This is a genomic window from Nonomuraea sp. NPDC049419, assembly GCF_040676995.1.
Classification (GTDB): Bacteria; Actinomycetota; Actinomycetes; order Streptosporangiales; family Streptosporangiaceae; genus Nonomuraea; species Nonomuraea salmonea.
Window position 1 is genome coordinate 332,488 of sequence record NZ_JBFAQB010000006.1, and the last position, 15,314, is coordinate 347,801.

The 15,314-nt window shown below is 72.7% G+C and carries 15 protein-coding genes; 9 read left to right on the forward strand and 6 right to left on the reverse strand.

The window, feature by feature from the left end; translation table 11 throughout:
- Position 1 precedes the first annotated feature (1 nt).
- The 6 genes from AB0K12_RS21195 (at position 2) to AB0K12_RS21220 (ending at position 5,578) form a co-directional block, all read left to right on the forward strand.
- Positions 2–1,696 carry an ABC transporter ATP-binding protein gene (locus AB0K12_RS21195; RefSeq protein ID WP_364563547.1) on the forward strand — a complete coding sequence of 565 codons (1,695 nt, stop codon included), beginning with the start codon at positions 2–4 and terminating at the stop codon, positions 1,694–1,696.
- Positions 1,697–1,717: 21 nt separating this feature from the next.
- A complete protein-coding gene (locus tag AB0K12_RS21200) occupies positions 1,718–1,927 on the forward strand; it encodes an MbtH family protein (protein ID WP_345404707.1) in 210 nt (69 codons plus the stop codon).
- Between the two features lie 37 nt (positions 1,928–1,964).
- Positions 1,965–3,236, forward strand: coding sequence for a cytochrome P450 (locus AB0K12_RS21205; RefSeq protein WP_364563550.1), 1,272 nt, complete (start codon positions 1,965–1,967; stop codon positions 3,234–3,236).
- A gap of 42 nt (positions 3,237–3,278) precedes the next feature.
- A complete protein-coding gene (locus tag AB0K12_RS21210; protein ID WP_364563552.1) occupies positions 3,279–4,007 on the forward strand; it encodes a peptidase E in 729 nt (242 codons plus the stop codon).
- Positions 4,008–4,093: 86 nt separating this feature from the next.
- Positions 4,094–5,152 carry an LLM class flavin-dependent oxidoreductase gene (locus tag AB0K12_RS21215; protein WP_364563555.1) on the forward strand — a complete coding sequence of 353 codons (1,059 nt, stop codon included), beginning with the start codon at positions 4,094–4,096 and terminating at the stop codon, positions 5,150–5,152.
- A 30-nt stretch (positions 5,153–5,182) separates the two neighbouring features.
- Positions 5,183–5,578: a VOC family protein gene (locus tag AB0K12_RS21220; protein WP_364563558.1), complete on the forward strand. Its 396-nt coding sequence runs from the start codon at positions 5,183–5,185 to the stop codon at positions 5,576–5,578.
- A gap of 4 nt (positions 5,579–5,582) precedes the next feature.
- Here the strand turns inward: AB0K12_RS21220 and AB0K12_RS21225 are convergent, their stop codons facing one another.
- The 4 genes from AB0K12_RS21225 to AB0K12_RS21240 form a co-directional block, all read right to left on the reverse strand.
- Positions 5,583–6,917 (reverse strand): hypothetical protein, encoded by a 1,335-nt coding sequence (locus tag AB0K12_RS21225; RefSeq protein WP_364563561.1) that lies wholly within the window; start codon positions 6,915–6,917, stop codon positions 5,583–5,585.
- A gap of 32 nt (positions 6,918–6,949) precedes the next feature.
- Complete coding sequence (locus tag AB0K12_RS21230) at positions 6,950–8,302, reverse strand: hypothetical protein (RefSeq protein WP_364563564.1); 1,353 nt, start codon at positions 8,300–8,302, stop codon at positions 6,950–6,952.
- A 170-nt stretch (positions 8,303–8,472) separates the two neighbouring features.
- Positions 8,473–9,405 carry a hypothetical protein gene (locus AB0K12_RS21235; RefSeq protein ID WP_364563567.1) on the reverse strand — a complete coding sequence of 311 codons (933 nt, stop codon included), beginning with the start codon at positions 9,403–9,405 and terminating at the stop codon, positions 8,473–8,475.
- Positions 9,406–9,794: 389 nt separating this feature from the next.
- Positions 9,795–10,862 carry a hypothetical protein gene (locus tag AB0K12_RS21240; RefSeq protein ID WP_364563570.1) on the reverse strand — a complete coding sequence of 356 codons (1,068 nt, stop codon included), beginning with the start codon at positions 10,860–10,862 and terminating at the stop codon, positions 9,795–9,797.
- Positions 10,863–11,084: 222 nt separating this feature from the next.
- Here AB0K12_RS21240 and AB0K12_RS21245 point away from each other — a divergent pair, with 222 nt between their 5' ends.
- The 3 genes from AB0K12_RS21245 to AB0K12_RS21255 are packed head-to-tail and all read left to right on the forward strand — an operon-like array spanning position 11,085 to position 13,890.
- Positions 11,085–12,083 carry an ABC transporter substrate-binding protein gene (locus tag AB0K12_RS21245; protein ID WP_364563573.1) on the forward strand — a complete coding sequence of 333 codons (999 nt, stop codon included), beginning with the start codon at positions 11,085–11,087 and terminating at the stop codon, positions 12,081–12,083.
- Positions 12,080–13,123: an iron ABC transporter permease gene (locus tag AB0K12_RS21250; RefSeq protein WP_364563576.1), complete on the forward strand. Its 1,044-nt coding sequence runs from the start codon at positions 12,080–12,082 to the stop codon at positions 13,121–13,123. The genes AB0K12_RS21245 and AB0K12_RS21250 overlap by 4 nt, the downstream gene beginning before the upstream one ends.
- Positions 13,120–13,890, forward strand: a complete 771-nt coding sequence (locus AB0K12_RS21255; protein ID WP_364563579.1) for an ABC transporter ATP-binding protein — start codon at positions 13,120–13,122, stop codon at positions 13,888–13,890. The genes AB0K12_RS21250 and AB0K12_RS21255 overlap by 4 nt, the downstream gene beginning before the upstream one ends.
- Here the strand turns inward: AB0K12_RS21255 and AB0K12_RS21260 are convergent.
- Together AB0K12_RS21260 and AB0K12_RS21265 are read right to left on the reverse strand one after the other, a co-directional pair.
- Positions 13,846–14,721: an alpha/beta fold hydrolase gene (locus tag AB0K12_RS21260; protein ID WP_364563582.1), complete on the reverse strand. Its 876-nt coding sequence runs from the start codon at positions 14,719–14,721 to the stop codon at positions 13,846–13,848. The two genes, AB0K12_RS21255 and AB0K12_RS21260, sit on opposite strands and share 45 nt — an antisense overlap.
- Before the next feature lie 57 nt (positions 14,722–14,778).
- Positions 14,779–15,288: a hypothetical protein gene (locus AB0K12_RS21265; protein WP_364563585.1), complete on the reverse strand. Its 510-nt coding sequence runs from the start codon at positions 15,286–15,288 to the stop codon at positions 14,779–14,781.
- Between the last annotated feature and the right edge of the window lie 26 nt (positions 15,289–15,314).

The following is a 15,314-nucleotide window of genomic DNA, read 5'->3' on the forward strand; positions in this document are numbered from 1 at the left end:
CGTGAACGACCAGCGCCCGGTCCGTACGGGCTCCGACGTGCTGCGCGCCGCGCTGCGCCGCAACGCCGGCGCGATGGCCGCCGGCACCCTGCTCATGGGGATGTACCAGGCGGCCGAGACCGCCTTCCCCATCGCGCTCGGCCTGATCGTCGAGCACACGCTGCAGGAGCGCGGCCTTGACTCGCTGGCGCTGTCGATCGCCGCGCTGGCGGTGATCATCACGACGGTGTCGCTGTCGTGGCGGTTCGGCATGCGCATCCTGCAGAAGGCCAACACGACCGAGGCGCACCGCTGGCGGGTCAGGGTCGCCTCCTGCGCGCTCCAGCCGGTCGCCAGGGACACCGACCTCAAGTCCGGCGAGGTGCTGACCATCGCCACCGAGGACGCCGACCAGACCGCCGACATCATCGAGGTGGTGCCGCTGCTGATCAGCTCGCTGGTCGCGGTGGTGATCGCCTCGGTCGCGCTCGGCCTGGCCAGCCTGCCGCTCGGCCTGCTGGTGGTCGCCGGCACGGTCGCGATCCTGTCGGCGCTCAGCGTGCTGTCCCGCCGGATCGGCTCGGGCACCCGCGAGCAGCAGGCCAGGGTGGCGCGGGCGGGCGCGAAGGTCGCCGACCTGATCAACGGCCTGCGCCCGCTGCACGGCTTCGGCGGCGGGCACGCGGCGTTCCTGTCGTACAGGAAGGTCAGCGCGCGGGCGCGCGACCAGGCGGTCACGGTCGCGAAGGCCGGTGGCGCGTACGCCGGCACCGCGCTGGCGCTCAACACGCTCCTCGCCGCCGCCGTGACGCTGACCGCGGGCTGGCTGGCCCTGGCCGGCGACATCACCATCGGGGAGCTGGTGATGGCGGTGGGGCTGGCGCAGTTCATCATGGAGCCGCTCAAGCTGTTCTCCGAGATGCCGAAGTACGTGATGGTCGCGCGGGCCTCGGCCGACCGGATGGCGCTGGTGCTGGCCGCGCCGCCGGTGATGACGCCGGGCCCGGACCTGCCGCCCGGCTCCGGCGAGCTGGAGGTGGACGGCGTCCGTCACGGGGCGCTCGACGGGCTGAAGTTCCACGTGCCGGCGGGCGCGTTCGTCGCGATCGCCGCCTACGACCAGCGCGCGGCGGCCGACCTCGTCGCGATCCTGGCGGCGCGGGTGCCGCCCGGCGCGTACGAGGGCGTCGTGCGGGTCGGCGGCCGGGACACGCGGGAGCTGTCGATCGACGGGATCCGCGAGCGCCTGCTGGTGAACCCGTACGACGCGGAGATCTTCGCGGGCACCCTGCGCAGCAACATCGACCCGGCGGGCACAGGACATGACCTGGCGGCGGCGGTCGAGGCGTCGATGCTGACCGACGTCGTCGCCCTGCAGCCTGAGGGGCTCGACCATCCCGTACGCGACCGCGGCGCGAACCTGTCGGGCGGCCAGCGTCAGCGCCTGTCGCTGGCCCGCGCGCTCGCCGCCGACCCCGCCATCCTCGTGCTGCACGACCCGACCACGGCCGTGGACGCGGTCACCGAGCAGCTCATCGCCCGCAACCTGGCCACGCTGCGCCGCGGCCGCACCACGATCGTGATCACCGGCAGCCCGGCCCTGCTGGACGCCGCCGACCGCGTCCTCGTGCTGGACGGCGGCAGCGTCGCCGCCGAGGGCGCCCACCGTGACCTGCTGACCCGCGACGAGACCTACCGCCTGGCCCTCGCCAGGTGACCGGCATAGAGAGGATCCACGATGACCAACCCCTTCGATGACGCGGACGGCCGTTTCCTGGTCCTGGTCAACCCGGAGAACCAGCACTCGCTGTGGCCGTCGTTCGCCGCGGTGCCCGCCGGGTGGACGGTCGTGCTGCCCGAGACGACCCGCGCGGCCTGCCTGGAGTACATCGAGACCCACTGGACCGACCTGCGGCCCCGATCGCTCGCCGAGACCGTGGACGGCTGACCCGTTTGCGGGCCGCCCGGCGGGGCAGGCACGGCGCATGCCTGTTGTCGACCAGACCTCGATGCTGTTGCTCAAGGGCTACGCCTGGCTCCCCGGCCTCCGCAGGCGGGCGGCGGGCGACGTGGTGCACACGCGGCTGCTCGGCCGCCGGGCCACCGGGCTGTGCGGGCCCGACGCCGCCCGCTTCTTCTACGACGAGCGCAACGTGGAGCGGCGCACGGCACTTCCCGGGCCGGTCAAGAGCACGCTGTTCGGCCACGGCTCGGTGCACAGCCTCGACGGGGCCGCCCACCGGGTGCGCAAGGCGATGTTCACGTCGCTGTTCGGCGCGCCCGCGGTGGCCGCGCTCGTCGCGCACGTCACCACGGAATGGGATCTCGCCGTCGCCTCCTGGGAGGGGCGGCGGGTGGTGCTGTTCGACGAGACGGCCGAGGTGATCACCAGGGCGGTGTGCGACTGGGCCGGGGTGGCCGTGGACGACGGCGACCTGCCCGAGCTGGCCGCCGACCTGGTGACGATGGTGGACGGGCTGGGCTCGTCCGGGCCGCGCCACTGGCGGGCGCGGCAGGCCAGGCGGCGGCGCGAGGCGTGGCTGGAGCGGTTCGTCCGCGACCTGCGTGACGGCGGCGAGGACGCGCCGCCCGGCTCGGCGGCGGAGGCGGTGGCCGTGCACCGCGACGCCGGTGGCCGGCCGCTCCACCCGCGCGTGGCGGCGGTGGAGCTGCTCAACGTGCTGCGGCCGACCGTGGCGGTGTCCTGGTTCGTCACGTACGCGGCCCACGCGCTGCACCGCTGGCCCGAGCACAGGGCGCGGCTGGCGAGCGGCGACGCGGAGTTCGCCGAGGCGTTCGCGCATGAGCTGCGGCGTTTCTACCCGTTCGCGCCGCTGCTGGGCGGGCGGGCGGCGCGCGACCTCGACTGGCGGGGCGAGCACATCCCGGCCGGGTCGCTGGTGCTGCTCGACGTGTACGGGCAGCACCATGATCCGCGGTTCTGGCGGGATCCGTACACGTTCGATCCCAGGCGGTTCCTCGGCACCGAGCCCGGCCCGTACGACCTGATCCCCCAGGGCGGCGGCGACCCGGCGAGCGGGCACCGCTGCCCCGGTGAGGCGCTCACCGTGGCGCTGCTGCGCACGCTCGCGCCGCGCTTGGCCAGGCTGGACTACGAGGTGCCGCGCCAGGATCTGAGCATCTCGCTGCGGCGCATGCCGGCCCGGCTGTCCAGCGGTTTCGTGCTCGTCCCCGCGCTCACCCCCATGCGCCGGCCCGCGGCGCCCGTACGGCAGGCCGAGGGCGACCCCGCCTGAGCGCTTGCGGCCCGTCCCTGGCAGGGCGGAGCATGGGTGCCCATGATCAGACAACCGCAGCTCCTCGCCTGCTCCGGCGTCCTGTTCCCGCCCGCCGGCTACCGCCACCCCGGCGCCCAGATCTGGCAGGCGATGCGGCTCGCGGACGTCCGCAGGCCGCGCGTCTGCCTCGTCGCCACCGCGACCGGCGACTCGCGCGAGCACATCCAGGGCTGGTACGAGCGGGCCGCCGCGTTCGGCGACGCCGAGCTGTCGCACCTCACGCTGTTCACGCAGCCGAACGTGCCCGACGTGCGCGCCCACCTGCTCGCCCAGGACGTGATCTTCGTGGCCGGCGGCAGCGTGGTCAACCTGCTGGCGGTCTGGCGCGCGCACCGGCTGGAGCCGATCCTGCGGGAGTGCTGGGAGTCGGGGGTGGTGCTGGCCGGGCAGAGCGCGGGCAGCCTGTGCTGGCACCTGGGCGGGGTGACCGACTCCTTCGGTGACCGGCTCGACGTGGTGGCCGACGGGCTGGGGTTCCTGCCGTTCTCCAACGGCGTGCACGACGACCTCGGCGACCAGCCCAGGCGGACGAGCTTCCGCCGGGCCGTGGGCGCGGGGGAGCTGCCCGCCGGGTACGCCACCGAGGACGGCGTCGCCCTGCACTACGTGGGCACCCGCTTCCATGAGGCGCTGGCCGTGCTGCCCGATCGCAACGCCTGGCTTGTCGAGCCGGATCAGGACGGGAAACACCGGGAGACGAGGGTGCCCGCCCGGCTCTGGGTGCCCTGAGGACTTTCTCGTCAGACGCTTCCGTGGCGGCGTACGTTCATTTTATGCTTTTCCTATCCAAATACTAGGAATATGGAGACGCATCGATGAGCCTCGAGTTCCTCTGGTACATCCCCAACCGGAACGACCCAGGACACCGCGGCGACGACGTCGTGGCCGGCCACAACAGCCTGGAGACCCTCACCGACCACGCCCGGGCCCTGGAGCAGCACGGCTGGACGGGCGCGCTCATCGGCACCGGCTGGGGGCGGCCCGACACCTTCACCGTCGCCACCGCGCTCGCCGCCCGCACGACCACGTTCCAGCCGCTCATCGCCGTACGGCCCGGCTACTGGCATCCCGCCAAGTTCGCCTCCGCCGCCGCCACCCTGGACCACCTGACCGGCGGGCGCGTGCTCATCAACATCGTCTCGGGCAAGGACGATCTGGCCGCGTACGGCGACAGCGAGGGCGACCAGGCGCACCGCTACGCGCGTACCAAGGAGTTCCTGCGGATCGTGCGGCGGCTCTGGACCGAGGAGGACGTCACCTTCCACGGCGAGCACTTCCAGGTCACCGGCTCGACCGTCGTGCCGCGCCCGGTCGCCAGGGGTGAGCGCCGCCATCCGAGGCTCTACTTCGGCGGCGCGTCCGAGGCCGCCGAGCGGGTGGCGGCCACGGACGCCGACGTCCAGCTCTTCTGGGGCGAGCCGCTCGACGGGGTCGCCGAGCGCATCGACCGGCTCAAGACCCTCAGCGCCCGGCTCGGCCGCGAACTGCCGCCGCTGGAGTTCGGGCTGCGGATCACCACGTTCGTCCGCGACACCACCGAGCAGGCGTGGGCCGACGCCGAGGCCAAGGTCGCCAGGATGTCGCAGGACGGCACCTTCCGCGACCCCAACCGGCACCCCGCCGCCGGCCAGCAGCGCCTGCTCGACCTGGCCGCGCGGGGCGAGGTGCTCGACGACAACCTCTACACCGCGCCGGGCAGGTACGGCGGCGGCGGAGCCGGCACCACGTGGCTGGTCGGCTCGCCCCAGGACGTCGCCAAGTCGCTGCGCCGCTACCAGGAGCTCGGCATCACCCACTTCGTCCTGTCCGACACCCCGTACCTGCCGGAGATCGAACGCCAGGGCACCCAGCTCCTCCCCCTGCTCCGCGACTGACGCTCCCGCGCTCGGCTACGGTCGGGGATCATGACCGATCTCCTTGGCATCAACCATCTGACGCTGTCCACCACCGACCTCGACCGGCTCGTGGCGTACTACACCGATCTGCTCGGAGCGACGCTCGCCTTCGAGCGGGCCGCCACCGCCGCCGATCCGCGGGTCGCGGTCCTCGACGTGGGCGGGGCCGACCATCTCATGATCGTCGAGACCTCCGCCGCGCCTGTCCCCTCCCTCGATCCGCTGAACCGGGCGGGCTGGGGGCTGCGCGTGGCCACCTACAAGCGGCTGGCCGGCCTCCGCGAACGGATCCTGGCGGCCGGGCAGCCCGTCGGGGAGATCGAGACCCTGCCGACGCAGTGGACGATGACGGCTCGCGACCCCGACGACCGCCCGGTCGACATCCGGGCCCATCGCCCTCGCTGACGTATCAGAGGCAGGCGAGGCGGACCGGGCCGGCGACCATGGCCTGGTCGCCGGTCGCGTTGCCCATGCCGGTGTCGGTGATCCGCACCATCGCCAGCCCCGTGCCGATCACGACGGGGGTCGGCGCGGCGACCCACTTGCCGCGCCGCATGCGCTGGTCGAGGGTGAACTCCGCGACCGTACGGGCGTCCTGGTCGAAACCATCCTTCACCGTGTACCAGACGCGCTGCCCGGCGAACCCGGTCTGCGGGATGTAGACGCCGACGAAGCACTGGTGCTGACCGTCCAGCCCGGTGGTGAAGCGCCACTGGAAGACGTTGCGCGGGTGCGGCTGCGCCGCCGGGTCGTACGTCAGCTCCGAGAACAGGAACCCGTCACTGCACCCCGCCCCGGTGTAACCCGGGGCGCGGGCGTCCTTCCACCCGTCCCGGCCCGGCAGACCGTCGATGCGGACGCTCCTCCTGGCGTCACGCGGGCAGGAAGGCCCGGCGACCGCCAGAAAGGCCGGCTTGACCGTCCGGGGCTCGGCGCTCGCCGTCGACGGACTCTCCGACGCCCGGCTCTCCGGCAACCGCCTCTCGGATGCACGCCCCTCGGATGCACGCCCCTCGGATCCCCGGCCCTCGGATGCACGCCCCTCGGATGCACGCCCCTCGGGTCCCCGGCCCTCGGATGCCTGACTCTCGGATGCCTGACTCTCGGATGCCCGGCCGGCCTCAGCGGCCGGCGCCACGTCCCGGCCCCCCGCCGCCGAGACGGCCGTGGACGCCTGGTTCTGATACACCAGCAACGCCCCCGGCACGGCCAACTGCGCCACGACAGCCACCACCACCCACGGCCGGATCCTGCGCCTCCTGGCAGGAGGCGGCTCAGCGGCCGAGCGCGCTCCGGCGTCCGCCGGCGGCACAGGCACGCCTCCAGCGACGGCCGGCCCGGCCGGGTTTCCCGTGGCGGGCAGCGGCTGCGGGGGTCGGTGGCTCGGGGTGGAGCGGGGGTAGTGGACGGTTTCGTAGGCGCGGTCGGTGTCGCCCACCTGGAGGAGGGCGTTGAGGACGTGCCACTTTCTCGTCCACTCGGCGCGGTCGCCGCCGCATGCCGCCACGTAGGCGAGCGTCGTCTTCAAGGTGGGCAGTGCGTCGCCTGATGCGGCGGCGGACAGCTCGGCCACGGGGTGGCCGGTCCTGCGGCGCATGGCGCGCAGGCTCGGGCCGCCCGCCGACGCCCGCAGCTCGCGCAGGCCCCGTGCGAACTCCTGCAGCGGGTCGGGCGCGACCGGGCGTGCGTGCCGTCCTCGCGGGCCGCCGCGCGGCGTCCTCCTGATCGTGTCGTTCCTCGTCATCGTGCCCCCAACGATCGTGTCGGTCCCTGTGGTCACGGGCAGGAGAGCCGGACCGGGCCGGCCGCCATGGCCTGGTTGCCGGTGGTGTTGCCGTGGCCGTCATCGGCGATCTCGACCATCACCAGCCCGCCGGTGATGACCAGAGGCGCCGGCGCGGGCACCCACTGGCCCTGCCGTACGCGCTGGTCGAGCGTGAACTCCCCCACCGTGCGCGCCTCCTCGTCGAAGCCGTCGCGCACCGTGTACCAGACCCGCTGCCCGGCCAGCCCCGACTTCGGGACGTGGACGGACAGCGTGCAGTGGCGCGGCCCCGGCAGGCCGGTGGTGAAGCGCCACTGGAAGACGTTCCGCCGCGCCGGCTCGGCCGGCTCGGCGCCGCGCCGCTCATCGCCGCGCAGCTCCGAGAACAGGAAGCCGTCCCCGCAGCCGGCGCCCCGCCAGCCGGAGGATGCGGCGTCCTTCCAGCCATCGCGGCCGGGCAACGCCTCGATGCGGACGCTCCTCGTGGTGTCGCGCGGACAGCTCGGCCCGGCGACGGCGGTGAAGGAAGGCGCACTCTGCCGGCCCGACTCCACCATCTGCCCCACGCCCCCACCCGCCTGTCCGCCCCCGGCCGCCGGTCCGACCCCGGCCGCCGGTCCGACCCCGGCTGCCGGTCCGGCCCCGGCCGCCGGTCCGATCCCGCCCGATTGCCCGATCCCGCCCGTCTGCTGAGCCGGCCGGCCGAGCTCGCCCGTCTGCCCGCCCTCCTGCGCCACCTCACCGGTCGCCGACAGGAAACGGAACAGCACGTCATGACGGAACGCACCGGCCGTGGCCAGCACGGTCACGCCCAGGGCCACGAGCAGCGCCGACAGCTTGACGAACCGCTGGTACGGCCGCCGACAGGACTCCTGCCCCGGCTCGGATCCGCCGGCGGCGGAAGCACCACCCTGCTGAGGCCGGCCGGTGCCGGCTGCGGAAGCCCCGACCCCAGGCCGGCCGGCAGCGGCTGTGGAAGCCCCGACCCCAGGCTGGCCACTACCGGCTGCGGAAGCCTCGCCTTCAGGACGATCGGTGCCGGCTGCGGGAGCCTCGGTCTCCTGGGGTCTGGTGTTGTTCTGGTCGGCGCGTAGGTCGTGCCATTTGTCGCTCCAGGCGTCCTGGTCGCCGCCGCACGCCCCCACGTACGCCAGCGTCAGGGCCAGGCTCGGCAGGCGGTCGCCTGCGGCGGCGGCGGAGAGTGCCGACGACGAGTAGCCCGCCCTGCGCTCCATGGCGCGGTAGCTCGGGTTTCCCGCCGCCGCCCGCAGGTCGCGCAGCCCCTGGGCGAACTCCTGGAGCGGGCCGGGCGGGACCGGCCGTTCCCGCCTGCCCCGCGCGGTGGTGGTGCCTTGGTGCATCATCGTGCCCCCTGACCTATGTGAATCGCGGCCCCCGGCGATTTGACTTCGGCCCCTATTCGCGGTCACGCGGCCCGTGGACGTCCCCTTCGGCGTCGAAAAATGACGATGACCACATGCCAGCGGGTGGCCCTCACGTTCAGAGGACCACCCGCCGCGCGAAAATCACCCGGCTATCGACGCCTGATCTTGCCGAGCACGTCCACGACGGGCTCGTTGCAGGTGTTGACATAGCGGACGATCACCTTGTAGGTGACGCCCCTCTTCAGGAAGCCGGTCGAGTAGCGGACGCGGTCCTCGAGGACGGTGTTGCCGGCGACCCGCGGCTGCGGGCGCAGCACCTCGGCGCCCCTGTTCGACAGGAACACGTAGTTGACCGTGCTGAACTTCTTCAGCTTGTTGCCGGACGGAGCCAGGAACGTGTTGGGCCCGACGACGAGCGTCCGGCCCAGGTTGACGCCGCCGACGAACGCCCGCGGCGTGAACCGGCCGCTGCGCATGGTCGTGCCGAAGAGACGGACGTTGCCGGGCACCCGGCACGACTGCCGCTGCAGCTCCGGCTTGAAGTAGCGGTCGGGCTGCCCGAACGAGCCGTAACCCTTACGGTCCCGTCCCGGCTGCCGCTTGACCAGCCAGTCCACGAAGTTGATGCCGGCCTCACGCAGGACCCGCTCGACCTGCTCGGGGATGCGCTTGCCCGCGGCGGTCGTGCTGGGCAGCTGCTGGGCCAGGCCCGCGTCGGCGGACTGCCCGCTCTGCCCGGTCGAGGTGCTGGGCGCGGACTGGCCGCTGTTGCCGCTGTTGTTCTTGTTCTTGTCGCGGTTGAGCAGCTCGTCGATCGCCCGGTTGCCGAGCTGCCGGCCGAGGTCCTTGCCCAGGTCCTTCAGGAAGTCGCCGAGCGAGCCTGAGGAGCTGCTCGCGGGCGGCGCCGGCTGCGGCGCGGTGAGCCCGAAGTCGAACGAGCTGCCCGAGCCGCCGGGGCTGCCGAACCCGAACGGGTCCGCCGTCTGGGCGTGCGCCGTGCCGCCGGTCAGGCCGCTGCCGACCAGCACGCCGCCGACCGCCAGGCCGGCCGCCGCGATACGAAGCTTCGAAGGTGCTTTCACGGTGGTTTCCCCTCTCATGGTGACGCCGGTATGCGGCGGGAGCGGGCTTTCGGGGAGCCGCCCCGGGCCGCCGGGTGGCGTCCGGATGTTTCCTGCCACTCCTGCTTAAGGGGCCGGGTAATGACCATCCAGGGGCGGACGATGTCCATTGCCCGCATCCATTGGCCATCGTCGGGGTTGTCCTTGTCCGCACTGCTCAGCCGGCCCGCGGGGGCCGGGCAACGCCCAGCTCAGCACGCGTGCGGAGGGCCGGAACGCCGCGCGTGCGACCGGAACGCCGCGCATGAGAAAGTGCCGTGCCCGGGCTCCGGTGAGGAGGCCCGGGCACGACCCCGGTCATGGGTGCGGTCGTGGGTGCGGTCGTGGGTGCGGTCGTGGTTGCGGAGGGCTCAGCACTTGTTGCGGAGCATGGCCGCGTCCTCCGAGAATCGGATCTTGTTGCCGCCCTGGCCGCGCTTGGCGGCGATGGCACCGAACGTCTCCAGCCGCTTGGCGGCGGCCTCGTAGTCGGCCTCGGTCAGCGGCTGCTTCTCCGCCAGGGCCGCCTGGGTCGCCGCGTTCACCTCGTCGGCGATGTCGTTGATGTTGCCGGGCCGCAGGTACGCCACGTCGATCAGCGCGGCCTGCACGGCCCGGGGCAGCTTGTCGAAGCTCTCGATGCCGCGCCGGGTGACCATGTCCTTGGCCTCCTCGTACGTGACCTCGAACAGCATCGTCACCTGCTCGTCCGTCAGCTCGGTCACCCCGGCCTTGAGGTCGTCGAACGCCTTGCCCGACTTGATGTCGGCCTGCTTCGACTGCGGGCTGGTCTCGCTGAGGATGCGGTTGATGATCGTACGGGCGTCCCCGCGGCTCATGTTGAAGCCGATGCCGATGGTGACGATGTTGCGGCTCTTGCCGCTCCTGGTCCGCTCACCGGCGTCGTACGCCTTCGTCCTGGCCCCGCCTTCCCGTTTGATCAGCATCTGCCGGACGCTGCCCTTGTACGTCACGGTGAAGGGGCAGCGGGTGGGATCGTCGGCCGTCTGGGGGGTGGCGGTGTCCTCGACCTCGTCCGGCTCGACCTCGGCGATGGTCTGCCCGGCCTTCTCCGAGGTGCCCGTCTCCTCCGCGTCCTCGGTCTCGTCGGAGACTTCGGCGTCGTCGGACCCGGAGTCGGTGTCGGTGTCGGTGTCGGTGTCCGTCGTCTCCTCGGCGTCGTCGCCTTCGTCCGCGACGCTGATCTCGTCGTCGGAGTCGGCGGAGTCAGCGGAGTCGGCGGACGCGCCAGGGTCGGTGTCGTCGGCGGTGGCCAGGAGGGAGTCCTTGGTGACGGCCGCCTCCTCCACCATCGTCAGGTCGGGGTCGTCGTCGCCGAGCTGAGCCGTCGCGACCCCGACGGTGAGCCCGGTACCGCCGAGCGCGATGACCCCGGCCAGAGCGGCGTACGTCAGGCGTCGCCGTGAATGCATATTCATCGAGTGCCTCCGTGAGGGACTTGAGGTCCGTTGGACCTTCCTGAAGGCATGCCTATGGCCCCCCACATTGACCAGCCAGAGCGTTATGTCCGCCCCCGTCCACTGGCCACCGCCCCGGAGCCGCCGACCGGATGTCCACCTTCGCGCCGACCAGCCAGGACATCACCGGCCACCTAGTTGCGATTTGATGGCAGTTGCGAATTAAGTGCAGAATGGGGCCCCATGAGGAGACTGCTCGTCCTGGTGGCGGCCCTGACCCTGACCGCCTGCTCTCAGCCCGCGCCGCAAGCGCAGGAGCAGCCCCCGGCACCGGGTTTCCCCGTCACGGTGGAGAACTGCGGCCGCGAGCTGACCTTCGACCGCCCGCCCTCCAAGGTCGTGACCGGCTACCACCCGAGCCTGGAGACGCTGCTGGCGCTCGGCCTGGGCGACCGGATCGCGGGGCGCACGTACTTCGGCGAGAGCGCCTTCCTGCCGGGGCAGAAGGAGCAGTACGACAAGATCCCGCAGATCTCCGGCACGATCATGCTGCCGCAGAAGGAGGTCATGCTCTCCCAGGGCGCGGATTTCGTCCTCGACAACGCGATGGCGAGCTTCGACGCGGCCGGCGGCTACGCCACGGTGGAGGAGCTGGACGCGGCCGGCAGCCCGGTCTACATCCTGGGCGGCTGGTGCAGCCCGGAGGAGGTGCTGCGGTTCACCATCGACGACACCTTCACCGACCTGCGCAACCTCGGCAAGATCTTCGGTGTCCCCGACCGGGCCGAGAAGCTGGCCGGCGAGCTCCAGGCGCGGCTGGCGGAGGTGAAGCAGCGGGTCGGGGGCCGTACGCCGGTCAAGGTGCTCGCCACGGACGGCGGCAAGGGCCCGGTCAACGCGTACGGCGGCGCGGGCGTCACGAACCAGATGATCACCTTGGCGGGCGGCGAGAACGTGCTGGCCGGCGTCAAGGCCGACTACACCGAGGTCAGCGCCGAGCGGATCAGCGCGGCACAGCCGGAGGCGCTGCTGGTCAGCGACTACGCCACGCTGCGCGGCGCGGACATGCCGACCTCGCCGGCCAAGGCCGAGGAGGCGTTCGCGATCGCCAGGAACAGCCCGGCCGCCAGGGACAAGCGCTATCTCGCGCTGCCGGTCGCCGCGCAGCACCCCGGCTACCGCAACCTCCTGGCCGTCGCCGACATCGCCAGGTTCCTGCACCCGGACGCGTTCGACCAGTGAACAGCAGCCGCTTCGCCGTGCTCGTGGCCGTGCTCGCGCTCGCCGTCGTCGCCTCGACCTGGCTGGCGGTGAGCATCGGCGCGGTGCCGGTGGCGCTCGGGCAGGCGTGGGGCATCGTGGCCGACAAGCTCGCCCCCGGGCTGGTGCCGCGCACGTGGACGCCGGTGCAGGAGCAGATCGTGTGGGAGTTCCGGCTGCCGCGCGCGCTGCTGGCACTGCTCGTCGGGGCCGGGCTGGCGGTGGTCGGCGCGGTGCTCCAGGCGCTGGTACGCAACCCGCTGGCCGACCCGTTCCTGCTCGGCATCTCGTCGGGCGCGTCGTTCGGCGCGGTGCTCGTGGCCATCGTGGGCGCCTCGGCGCTCGGCGGGCTGTCGATGTCGGCCGCCGCGTTCGCCGGCTCGCTGCTCGCGCTGGGCCTGGTCTACCTGCTGGCGCAGCGGGCCGGGCGGCTCACGCCGTCGCGGCTGGTGCTGGCCGGGGTGGCGCTGGCGTACCTGTTCCAGTCGGCCTACTCCTTCGTGCTGCAGCTCGCGCAGAGCGGGCGGGCGGCGCAGCAGGTGCTGTTCTGGCTGATGGGCAGCCTGGGCGGGGCCCGCTGGCACCTGCTGCCGGTGCCGGCCGTGGTGCTGGCGGCGGGGGTGACGTACCTGCTGATGCAGCACCGCCCGCTGAACGCGCTCGCCGCCGGCGAGGAGACGGCCGTCTCGCTCGGCGTCAACGTCGGCCGCTTCCGCCTGACGTTGTTCCTGCTGACTTCGCTGCTGGTCGGGGTGCTGGTCGCGACCAGCGGCGCGATCGCGTTCGTCGGCCTGATCGTGCCGCACGCCGCCCGCCTGCTGGTCGGCGCCGACCACCGCCGGGTGCTGCCCGTGACGGCGCTGCTCGGCGCGGCGTTCCTGCAGCTCGTGGACGTGGCGGCGCGGACCGTCAACGCGCCGCAGGAGCTGGCGCTCAGCATCGTGACGGCGCTGTTCGGGGTGCCGTTCTTCCTGTGGCTGCTGCGCCGCAGGTCCGCGGACCGGGAGGTGAGCGTCACGTGAGGCTGGCGCTGAACGGGGTGTCCGTCGCGGTCGAGGGCACGCCGATCGTGCACGACGCCGCGCTGGAGGTGGGCGACGGCGAGTTCGTGGCGCTGGTCGGGCCGAACGGGTGCGGCAAGTCCACGCTGCTGCGCTCGATCTACCGGGCGCTGCGGCCCTCGGCCGGGCTGATCGCCGTCGACGGCGACGACGTGCACCGGCTGCCGGCCCGCGAGGCCGCGCGCAGGACCGCCGTCGTGGCGCAGGAGACGCCGGCCGACCTGGACTTCACGGTGGCGGAGATCGTCCGGATGGGGCGCACGCCGTACCGGGCCGATGCCTCTGTGGACGAGGAGCTGTGTGGGCGCGCGCTCGGCCGCGTCGGCCTGGCCGAGGCGTCCGGGCGGATCTTCGCGACGCTGTCAGGCGGCGAGAAGCAGCGCGTGCTGCTGGCGCGGGCGCTCGCGCAGGACACGCGGCTGCTCCTGCTGGACGAGCCCACCGCCCACCTCGACATCCGCCACCAGCTCGACCTCCTGCATCTGGTACGCGAGCTGGGCCTCGCCACCCTGGCCGTGCTGCACGACCTCAACCAGGCCGCCGCCTTCTGCGACCGCCTGTACGTGATGAACGCCGGCCGCATCGTCGCCGGCGGCCCGCCCGGCGAGGTGCTCACCCCCGGCCTGATCGCGCAGGTGTACGGCGTGCGCGCCGTCCGCCGCACCCAGCTCGTCTTCGAACGGTCACAGGCGGACGAGGTCGGCGACCTCCTCGGGCAGGCCAGGTGACGTCATGACGTGCCCCATGCCGGGCACGACGTGCAGGACCGCGCCGGGGATGGCCGCCGCCAGCGCCTCGGCGTGCGCGAGCGGGTAGAGCGGGTCCCGGTCGCCGTGCACGATCGAGGTCGGCGCGGTGATCGACGACAAGGGGGCCTTCAGGGTGGGATCGTCCCGCCAGACGGCCCGGTGGTGGTTGGCCGCCGCGCCGGGATCGGTGGCCCGCGACAGCGCCAGCTCCAGCATCGCCCGGGCGGCCTGCTCGTCGAACGGCCTGACCGGCCCGTTGAACATCCGGAACAGCGCCACGTCCGACTCCACGCCCGGCGGCAGCCCGGCCGCCATGTGCGCGAGGAACTCCGGGGACGGCGGCGGCAGATCGTCCGGGTCGGCCGGCTCGCCCGCCTGCGCCCGCTCCCACACCGGAGCCGGGTCATGCCCCATCGGCGAGCTGGACATGATGGTGAGCGACCTGACCCGGTCCGGCGCGTGCACGCCCAGCCACTGCGCGATCATGCCGCCCAGGGACGTGCCGGCCACGTGCGCCGCGTCGAGCCCGTGGCCGTCCAGCACGGCCAGGCAGTCGCGTGCCATGTCGCCGATCGTGTACGGGTGCGCGTCGAAGTCGACGAGGCCGGACCTGCCGGTGTCGCGATGGTCGTACCTGATGACCTGCGCGCCCCGTTCGACCAGCCGGTGGACGAGCGCATCGGGGCAGCTGACGCCCTGCGCGGCGGACCCCATGACCATCACGACCGCGGGATCGTCGGGTTGCCCGATGCGCTCCGTCCATATCCGTACCGGTCCGGAGTCCACGTACCGCTCATGCGTTCGCGTCACGAGGGCACGCTAGCGACTCCAGGCCGCCGTCCTCCAACCCTTATCGGGCCGGGGCGCTCACTTGGCGAGGTTGTACTGGATGGTGTACTGCCGTGCGCCGCAACAGCCGGGGTGGGGCGGGTTGGGCGTGCGGATCCACAGCTGGCCGAAGCTTCCCCTGCGTACCTTGAGGGTCCTCATCACCGAGTACGCCTTCTTGCCGCCGTCGCAGATCTTGCCGTACCGCCCTCGCTGGGCCTCCCAGCTCGAGGTCGTCAAGGAGAGGTCGGGGAAGATGCAGGCGCCCTTCGGGAAGCCGGCCTCGCGGATCACGATGCTGCGCAGTTGCGCGGACGTGGACGACTTGTAGGCCCAGGTCGCGGTCACCTTGATCGGGTAGTTCCGGCCCCTGTGATCCTTGATGCTGACCGTGGTGACCACGGACTGGATCGCCTTGATGCGCTTGACGTAGCTGATCTTCTGGTCGGGCGCGGCGTGCGCGGCGGGTGACACCAGCAGGCCGCCACCGAGGCCGGCGACGAGAGCCACTCCGATCGTCGAGACGCGGAGTCGCGTGAGAGGTCGCACCTGTTCTCCTTTGTCATGCAAGGCGG